The organism is Rhizobium sp. 18065 (assembly GCF_902706095.1).
Taxonomy (GTDB): Bacteria; Pseudomonadota; Alphaproteobacteria; order Rhizobiales; family Rhizobiaceae; genus Allorhizobium.
On sequence record NZ_CACSJP010000024.1, the window covers coordinates 1 to 2,500 of the forward strand.

1 tRNA gene and 2 rRNA genes (1 of these 3 cut by a window edge) are annotated in these 2,500 nt (G+C 54.0%); all 3 read right to left on the minus strand.

The annotated features are described in order from the left end of the window. A tRNA-Met gene (locus GVK95_RS24930) sits at positions 1-77 on the minus strand. Between the two features lie 265 nt (positions 78-342). Further along, positions 343-457, minus strand: a 5S ribosomal RNA gene (gene rrf, locus GVK95_RS24935). A 227-nt stretch (positions 458-684) separates the two neighbouring features. Continuing rightward, positions 685-2,500 (minus strand): 23S ribosomal RNA (locus GVK95_RS24940); it runs 983 nt beyond the window's last position.

Below are 2,500 nucleotides of genomic sequence, written 5' to 3' on the forward strand. Positions count from 1 at the left end.
TGGTTGCGGGGGCAGGATTTGAACCTGCGGCCTTCAGGTTATGAGCCTGACGAGCTACCGGGCTGCTCCACCCCGCGCCAAGCGCAAACTTTGGTTTGCGCGACACGCCAACGTTTTTGCGTTGGCGAACTGTGCCGGAGCAACGAGCGAAGCTGGTTGTCTCCTGTAAGGGACGCACCGGCCAAGGCCTTTACGCTCTCCTTTGCATTTTTTTGTTCTGCTTTTACCCTTGAACGACGAACGGCCGCTTTGATGCGGCCCGATGATTTCGGCAGGGCCGACGGTGTTATGAGAAGATGCGGTATTTTGGGTTTCAAAAACCGGATTTATTGCCTTTAGCAGACCTGGCAGCGACCTACTCTCCCGCGTCTTGAGACGAAGTACCATTGGCGCAGGGGCGTTTCACGGCCGTGTTCGGAATGGGAACGGGTGCAGCCACCCCGCAATAACCACCAGGTCAGCTAAGGGCAATAAAAAGAGAAGCTGGTAGAGGCCTTGTAGACCTCGTTTTTTTAGATTTGAACACGTAATTTTGTTTTCCGACCGAATGGATGAAGCACCCATACAGGCCGCAGGCCGTCGCACCTGTTGGTGCGGGCCGTCCGCAGCGAAGGCTCAAGGAGCCGACAGCGTCAGGACAAAACAGATGGCTTTGCTCATCTTTGATGAGCACAAGCAATGAGAACGATCAAGCCAATCGAGCTATTAGTACCGGTAAGCTTCACACATTACTGTGCTTCCACACCCGGCCTATCAACGTGGTAGTCTTCCACGGCTCTGATAGGGAATACTCGTTTTCAGGTTGGTTTCCCGCTTAGATGCCTTCAGCGGTTATCCATTCCATATATAGCTACCCTGCTATGCCGTTGGCACGACAACAGGTCCACCAGAGATATGTCCATCCCGGTCCTCTCGTACTAGGGACAGATCCTGTCAATATTCCTACACCCACGGCAGATAGGGACCGAACTGTCTCACGACGTTCTGAACCCAGCTCACGTACCGCTTTAATTGGCGAACAGCCAAACCCTTGGGACCTGCTCCAGCCCCAGGATGCGATGAGCCGACATCGAGGTGCCAAACAACCCCGTCGATATGGACTCTTGGGGGTCATCAGCCTGTTATCCCCGGCGTACCTTTTATCCGTTGAGCGATGGCCCTTCCACGCGGGACCACCGGATCACTATGACCGACTTTCGTCTCTGCTCGACTTGTCAGTCTCGCAGTCAGGCGGGCTTATGCCATTGCACTCGACGACCGATTTCCGACCGGTCTGAGCCCACCATCGCGCGCCTCCGTTACTCTTTCGGAGGCGACCGCCCCAGTCAAACTACCCACCATACACTGTCCCGGATCCGGATAACGGACCGCGGTTAGACATCCATGACGATAAGGGTGGTATTTCAAGGATGGCTCCACTCAAACTGGCGTCCAAGCTTCAAAGCCTACCACCTATCCTACACATGCCGACACGAATGCCAGTGTAAAGCTATAGTAAAGGTGCACGGGGTCTTTCCGTCTGACCGCAGGAACCCCGCATCTTCACGGGGAATTCAATTTCACTGAGTCTATGCTGGAGACAGCGGGGAAGTCGTTACGCCATTCGTGCAGGTCGGAACTTACCCGACAAGGAATTTCGCTACCTTAGGACCGTTATAGTTACGGCCGCCGTTTACTGGGGCTTCAGTTCAAAGCTTGCACCTCTCCCTTTAACCTTCCAGCACCGGGCAGGCGTCAGACCCTATACGTCGTCTTGCGACTTCGCAGAGCCCTGTGTTTTTGATAAACAGTCGCTACCCCCTGGTCTGTGCCACCCCATTACACTTGCGTATAAAGGGGTCACGCTTCTTCCGAAGTTACGCGTGCAATTTGCCGAGTTCCTTCAGCATAGTTCTCTCAAGCGCCTTGGTATACTCTACCTGACCACCTGTGTCGGTTTCGGGTACGGTCTATAGGGTGGAGCTATTTCCTGGAACCGCTCCACTGCACACTCAATCCAATAAGAATGTACAATTTGTGCGATCCGTCACTACCACCAGGCCCACGAATATTAACGTGGTTCCCATCGACTACGCATTTCTGCCTCGCCTTAGGGGCCGGCTAACCCTGCTCAGATTAACTTTAAGCAGGAACCCTTGGTCTTTCGGCGAGGGGGTCTCTCACCCCCTTTATCGTTACTCATGTCAACATTCGCACTTCCGATACCTCCAGGGCCCCTCACAGGTACCCCTTCACAGGCTTACGGAACGCTCCGCTACCACACGTCTTGCGACGTATCCTCAGCTTCGGTGCATGGCTTTAGCCCCGTTACATTTTCGGCGCAAAGACCCTTATTTAGACCAGTGAGCTGTTACGCTTTCTTTAAATGATGGCTGCTTCTAAGCCAACATCCTGGTTGTTTTGGGATCCTCACATCCTTTCCCACTTAGCCATGACTTGGGGACCTTAGCTGGAGGTCAGGGTTGTTGCCCTCTTCACGACGGACGTTAGCACCCGCCGT